This window comes from Bacillus sp. S4, assembly GCF_040838205.1.
Taxonomy (GTDB): domain Bacteria; phylum Bacillota; class Bacilli; order Bacillales; family Bacillaceae_G; genus Bacillus_A; species Bacillus_A cereus_U.
On the sequence record NZ_JBFPJI010000206.1, the window covers coordinates 1 to 5,993 of the forward strand.

A 5,993-nucleotide genomic window follows, 5' to 3' on the forward strand; every position below is an offset into this window, starting at 1 on the left:
TTTACAAACATTTGGTGAAATTATTGAATTATGTTCAGAATATATCTGTAAAGAAGAATAAGAGAGTCTCAATCGTAGGGACCCTCTATTCTTCTTTATCAATTTGCATCTTTAATTTGCTTGCATATTTTAGTAATTCTTCTTCAATTCTAGGTTTGTGTTTATCTGGAACGCTCATGTACTTTTCATAAAGCAGTCGTGCTAGACGTTCAACAGGATCTTCTCCCTTTATCGTATTTAATAATTCTTTATCAGGGATTTCACTCTTTAATAAAGAAGCTGTATTAACGTCAAAATAATTTGCGATTTCTTCTAATTTGTTTAGGCGTGGTTTTTTTTCTCCAGTTTCCCAACTAGAAACAGTCCTATACGTAGTTTTAAGATCTTCCGCCATTTCTTTGCGATTTACTCCTTTTAAAGCCCTTAATTTCTTTATGTTTTTTCCTAGTACGTTTTCTTCAATTCTCATATAAGTTATCACTCCAATTTTAAACAAGTAGGTTTTAAGAAGAGCCTTCACATTTTTCACTTAAAGTGTAAAAAATAGGAACTTTAAGTGTTGACTTTAGGCTAAAAGACGAATAAACTGTAAATAAGGGGGGAGATATTTGACAGTTCTAAGAGAAATTCGTGAATCACAGGGCTATACAATTAATGATGTTTCAAACGGTTCCAAAATTCCAGTCAGTACTTTGTATGATGTAGAATCAGGAAGAAAAGGTCTGATTTCTAGTCGTGCAAAAAGTATTGCGGATTTTTTGGAAGTACCTATCGAGAGCCTCTTTTTCGCAACATACTATCGGGCAAGGTTGGAATAAAGCAATGCTTAGTAATATACAATTATACATTTATATTTTAAATCAGTAATGAAGAAAAGGTACAATTTTATTTTTATTTTTTTAGTTTTTTTAATCTTAAAATTCTGATTATTCAGTAGAAACTGTATATCATTTGAGGTAGCTATTAGTCATGTTGAAACGTTCGCACTAGAAGGATACTTGATTAACGAAGAAACATTCTCTTTTGAAATCCAAGAAGATGGTAAAATTATTAAGCACACGGTGAAGGATCAGAAGCAGCCGACACCATCAACACCACATCAACCGGAACAACCACAAAAAACAGAACAATTAAAAGTAACAGATAAACCTGTTACACCACAACAGATTATTACAAAACCGCAACTCAGAAAAACATCAGGGAAAGTAGAAAAATTAGAAGGTAATCTTCCTACAACGGGAGGGAAAGCTGAGAATCCGCAATTGAAATGGATTGGCTTTGTATTTATCGTCCTTGTCTCAATAGGATTCGTATTTGCAATAAGAAATCGTAAAAAAGCAGAATGAAACCGAAAAGAAGATAAAAGGTAGTGACCAGAGTCTATGTCGGTAAAGCGAAAAATTTAGGGGAACTTGGGGAAGAAATTGGGCGGCGCAAAAGTCCCTGGCTTTCTAAAGAACTGATGTTTCGCTAATCATCAGTAGAAAAAATGGGAAGGAGCATCGTACATGTTAGGTGTAGCAAAGGAGTACACAAGGATGATTAAAGCGCTGAGAGAAGTGGATGGAAGGATATGATTCCTGGTGTCATAAAAGCTCGATTTGGTGCTTATAGATCGGTTATAGAAAGATTGAACGAGGCAACTGATAATTTTATTTTTATTTTTGATCCGAAAGGCATGTTTTATAAAGATACACATAAGGAGAAGCAAGAACAAGGGTATCGTATACTCAAACATGATTTACTGGCTGGTTATGAAACGCTTCAAATGGATATAAAACAAAAAGCAGTTGTGTATATTAGTGTAGAAACGGAAACAAGTACGTATCAAGACAGAGGAGAAGCATTATCAAGTTTTCTTCAGTATCTAACAGAATGCAAGAATATAAGACCAATTCACCTGGTATTTCATCAATATGATTTGTACCTAATCCCTCATATGGAGCAGTTTTTGAAAGAAAGCGTAACATACCACATTTATCATTCTATCGTAGTTGAATCTCACTCCGCATTACAGCACATATACGGAAAAGAGGCAGCACAACGCATCATAACCTCGTATAACACAACAACCCTAGCATGATATGAAGCACTCGTTCACTATTTCATCCTATCTAGATGGCTAGAAAACTAGACAAGGGAGAAGCGTTTTTCTCCCTTCTTTATCAAAAATAGGAGGCGTTCATATGGGAAAAGAACAAAGGCTCACATTCTATGATATTGCGGCATCACAAGCTCATAGTGTCAAAACTTTTGATGGGAAAACATACGAACTGAAAGGTACCATCGCAATTGAAAATAGCACAGGAAGCATTGAAAAAGTAGCTCAAATTTATTATCAAGTGCGATCTGTCAGAGACGAACATCAAAACTTAATTGCCAAACGGAAACATAAACAATCGGAATTAGTAGCCGTAAAACAAAAGTGTAAATAAAAAAAGCGATTTTGAAGTGTGCTGAGAACATAGCACAAAGTAAGTTGCTCTTTGACAATTTAGATATATATTGCGTATCTTTTCCTTTCAGTAATGATGTAGAAGGATGATATACGGCTTTCAATATATATGCGTGCTTCCCTTCGAAAGGTCACTAGAGGGGTTAGGTATACGATTATCGTTGGATGAGTAAGATCGTAAAACTCATCTGTGACCACTGGGAAATGCATTGTATCAAAGATCTGTTTGTGTCAGTACTCGTGAGGAATATCCCATTTTGACATTCTGAAGAAGCGACGAACATCACAAACCATAGATACATAAGGTTCTACGTTCATGCCAAAATACGTAGTGCGGTATTGGGCATATAGAAACTAAGTCGGGATTAGTCTCTATACGCATACCAATACAGGGTTCGTCATTCCAGCCACAAATGATATTTCCATTTTATATCCCACTTTCCTTAAAATGTTATAAAAAAGGACGGATTTTGAAGTTTAAATGTTTCTCATCACACTTCAAAATCGCTTATAAAAATATAGCAAAGGGAGGAACATATATGAGTCGTAAAGGGTGGATCATTTCCGCTGTTGTTGGACTGTTAATTGCAATTGGTATTGGTTCAACATTTGTCTTTAGTTCTGGAAAAGGGGAAGTAATGGAACTTAGTCCGTTAGAAATGAAAAAATTCATGAGTGAGGATGGCACGGGATTTGTTATGCTAAATTCCACCAAGAAAAAAAGAGAGGATTGGCTTCATGCTGTAAAAAAAGTAGCACAACAAGAAAAAGTCCAGGTACAAGAATTAGATGAAGAGGGTAAAGATATACCGGGTTCAAGTAACCCGTATGATTGGGGATTATCTCAAAAAAGAGATTCACTAGCATATTATGAAAAAGGAAAATTAAAAAAAGATATTAAAATCCCACAAATTAAACCATCAGAACTTGAAAGTGAACTTAGTTTTTTTGTTAAAAATTGCAAAGAGCAATATCAGAAGTAATCACATAATCATTGAAAGGTGGTGATACAGTGGCGATTACACAGAAGGAATTAAAAAAAGAAAAAGATATGGTAGCAAACCTATTAAGAGCCAATGGTCAGGATTATAACCATTGGCTTCATTTACATCATCAGAAATACATTGAAGAAAATCAAGATCTAGTAATGAAAGCTTTACAAGCTTATAAAGCAACATCAACAGAAGTAAAAGAAGACAGCAAACCGAATGAAACAAGTCAGCTTAGTAACGTATAAGCATCTAAAAATGAAAAGGGAGTGAATGTATATGTCAATGTTGGAAACAGTAGCTCAAATGTTAGTGTTAGGTGATGCGATGGATGGTCTAATTAATACGGGTAATTCATTTATTACATGGATGCAAAGAGGAGCACAGGTTAGTACAGCTATTGTATTTTGCTATGCCGCTTATCTATTAATTTGGGGTGGTGAACGAGGAAGACATAAATGTGTTGGGTGGTTTCTTGGTGCGGCAGCCGGACTCGTTATCGTAATGGGATGCATGTACTTATCAGAGAGTGTAAATAGTAATGTTAAATTTGGTCAAATCTTATTTCCATTTCTTTGGATGAAATAGTGAATAAATATGAATAGGGCAATGAGGAAGCTATGCAAAGGGTATGGCTTTTTTTGTTGCCTTTTTTCATGGAATTTAAAGTAAATGTGAGGAAGGAGAAGCCATGTTTGTCATTTTTAATAGTAGTAATGGAACAGAAATTGAGTCGGGTAAGCAATATTCGTTTCATGAAGCTTACATCTTAACCAAACGATTAGAACGTGTTTATAGAGAATCAGGGCGACAAGAACATATTGATTTCGATTTGTTAGATGGTCATTCTAATGAAATTTATAACGGTACTTTATCACTTGGTTCGAGATATGCAGATCATATTTTTGATCACATTTCTAAAAAAATGAATGTGATGCAATTAGATCCAGAACAAGAGGAACAAAAAAAGGAGCTGTTGGAAACGTTAGAAAGGGAAATCAATGATTCTCCTTTTCATGAAGAATATGAATATCAAGAAGAATTATCAGAAAGAAAGGAAGAACCCTCTTATAGTCCATCGGATGAAGTGAAAACACAAGTAAAGCCTGGAAAGGAAAATAGAAAAGGATTCAAAATTATTGCGAGTGTCATAGGAAGCGTGGTGTTAATTGGGGCTGGTGCCATATTTGCCTTTAAATTATTCTCTTCCGAGCCAGTTTCGAGTGCAAATGCTGGTTCTGAACAATATGTAGTAAAAGGATTACAACAGGCAGCCATTCAACAGTATGGAGAAGCCGTTAAATACTTTGATAAGGTCAATTACACAGAACTAGATAAAGATAGTCAAAAGGCAGTTTTATTTACTTATTTATTAAATGGAAAGGCAAATAAGGCATTACAGTATGAGCCGAAATTTGCAGAAAGTGTGGTTGCTTATTTTATCGGGATAGACAACATGAATAAAATCAATGAAATAGATGTCAAAAATGATGTAATCGACTTTGAAAAGGCAGCGCTTGATAAAAAATATGAAGAGGTAATCAAGCTCAAAGGGAAAGTCAATATGGATGGTAGGCGTGAAAAGCTCATTGTTGAAGCCTTTGTAAATCTAAAAAAATATGAAGATTGTTATTCTTTTGCCAAAACGCAAGGAAACAAAACCTTGATGAAAGAGGTCAAAGAATTAGAAAAACGGGATATTCAACAATCTACGATAAGCGAAGAGGAAAAGAAAGCCAAGATTGAAAAGATTGATAAAGATCTAAAGGACATCTAAGGGGGAAAAAATAACATGCCATTAAATTATGAGAATCTGTATAAAAAAATGGGAATTGTTTTTCTTGGTGGTTCATTGATATTGGGCACTACAGGGTGCAGTTGGTTTGGAAGTAAGGAATCTTCAAAAAGTAAGTCAGCTATTACAAAAAAAGTAGATAAAAATAAGCCGGAGGAAAAGAAAGAAAATCTGAACAAACAAGATTTTGAAGCAATTACAGAAAACGCAATTCAAAGTAAAGATAATGAAGTTGCTTATGTACTCGAAGAATTGGATAAATCAAAAATTAATTTTAAAGAAAAATCTATTGTAAGTAATCTTCAAAATGGGGATGAAACCACTTCTCGTGTTCTAGCACTCTTTGATAAAGAAACAACAGATAAATCAATTCAAGATACAGCAAAGGATAATGTGATTGCAGCTATTACAGATAATAAGCCACAAGTCACCGTGAATGGAGATCATTTTGCATTTGGCGATCAAAATATTGATTCTTCAGTAGCGAGTATAGGAGATATTCTTCCACCAGAGAAGAAACCAGATGCAATTGTGAACCCACCAATTACACCGGAGGGTGAGAATGGTAATACGGAAAATATAGGGATAGAAAAACCAAAACCACCTATAGAGCCACCAATAGAGCCGGAGAAACCAACAAATCCAGAGAAACCAACAAATCCAGAGAAACCAACAAATCCAGAGAAACCGACAGAACCGGAAAAACCAACAGATCCAGAGAAACCAACAGATCCAGAAAAACCAACAGATCCAG

Annotated in this window: 7 protein-coding genes and 3 pseudogenes; 9 read left to right on the forward strand and 1 reads right to left on the reverse strand. The window is 35.0% G+C overall.

Annotation, left to right across the window (positions count from 1 at the left end; genetic code table 11):
- Positions 1 to 85 precede the first annotated feature (85 nt).
- Positions 86 to 469: a helix-turn-helix domain-containing protein gene (locus tag AB3X48_RS16355; RefSeq protein WP_097904817.1), complete on the reverse strand. Its 384-nt coding sequence runs from the start codon at positions 467 to 469 to the stop codon at positions 86 to 88.
- A gap of 139 nt (positions 470 to 608) precedes the next feature.
- Here AB3X48_RS16355 and AB3X48_RS16360 point away from each other — a divergent pair, with 139 nt between their 5' ends.
- The 9 genes and pseudogenes from AB3X48_RS16360 to AB3X48_RS16400 all read left to right on the forward strand — a co-directional run.
- Complete coding sequence (locus AB3X48_RS16360) at positions 609 to 818, forward strand: helix-turn-helix domain-containing protein (RefSeq protein WP_098270656.1); 210 nt, start codon at positions 609 to 611, stop codon at positions 816 to 818.
- A gap of 147 nt (positions 819 to 965) precedes the next feature.
- A pseudogene (locus tag AB3X48_RS16365) lies at positions 966 to 1,346 on the forward strand (LPXTG cell wall anchor domain-containing protein); the annotation flags it as partial.
- Positions 1,347 to 1,508: 162 nt separating this feature from the next.
- Positions 1,509 to 2,083, forward strand: a pseudogene (locus AB3X48_RS16370) (hypothetical protein).
- A gap of 103 nt (positions 2,084 to 2,186) precedes the next feature.
- On the forward strand, positions 2,187 to 2,435 hold the full coding sequence (locus AB3X48_RS16375) for a hypothetical protein (RefSeq protein WP_016103742.1): 249 nt from the start codon (positions 2,187 to 2,189) through the stop codon (positions 2,433 to 2,435).
- A 559-nt stretch (positions 2,436 to 2,994) separates the two neighbouring features.
- A complete protein-coding gene (locus AB3X48_RS16380; RefSeq protein ID WP_016103743.1) occupies positions 2,995 to 3,438 on the forward strand; it encodes a hypothetical protein in 444 nt (147 codons plus the stop codon).
- A 29-nt stretch (positions 3,439 to 3,467) separates the two neighbouring features.
- Entirely contained in the window at positions 3,468 to 3,692 is a 225-nt protein-coding gene (locus AB3X48_RS16385) for a hypothetical protein (protein ID WP_016103744.1), read from the forward strand.
- Between the two features lie 31 nt (positions 3,693 to 3,723).
- On the forward strand, positions 3,724 to 4,032 hold the full coding sequence (locus tag AB3X48_RS16390) for a hypothetical protein (RefSeq protein ID WP_016103745.1): 309 nt from the start codon (positions 3,724 to 3,726) through the stop codon (positions 4,030 to 4,032).
- A 103-nt stretch (positions 4,033 to 4,135) separates the two neighbouring features.
- A complete protein-coding gene (locus AB3X48_RS16395; protein ID WP_016103746.1) occupies positions 4,136 to 5,221 on the forward strand; it encodes a hypothetical protein in 1,086 nt (361 codons plus the stop codon).
- A gap of 15 nt (positions 5,222 to 5,236) precedes the next feature.
- A pseudogene (locus AB3X48_RS16400) lies at positions 5,237 to 5,993 on the forward strand (hypothetical protein); the annotation flags it as partial.